General features: G+C 31.1%; 1 protein-coding gene. It reads right to left on the reverse strand.

What is annotated here, in order from left to right; translation table 11 throughout:
• Positions 1 to 19 precede the first annotated feature (19 nt).
• Positions 20 to 267 (reverse strand): hypothetical protein (locus MKD49_RS26005; protein ID WP_371925520.1); only part of this gene is annotated, 248 nt, incomplete at its 5' end.

Raw genomic sequence — 267 nt, forward strand, 5'->3', positions numbered from 1 at the left:
TCCTTCCTCTCACATTTATTTAATTATAACTATATTTAAAATTCTTAGCTATAGTATGGTTCGGACCTGTTGTTGCAGTATACATACCATAAGAAATTGTTACACCTGTACCTTTTTTAGCTGCTGTGTAAAAATAGCTACCTTTTAATTCATTTTTCAATCCAAAATCAAAGGCTTTATAAATAGCCGAGGATGCTTTAACATAACCATTTTTACTAAGTCTACTAGCAGCAGATACTAATTTGTTTCCTGAATGAACTCCTTTAG

This window comes from Herbaspirillum sp. WGmk3, from assembly GCF_023952535.1.
Lineage (GTDB): Bacteria > Pseudomonadota > Gammaproteobacteria > Burkholderiales > Burkholderiaceae_D > Herbaspirillum > Herbaspirillum huttiense.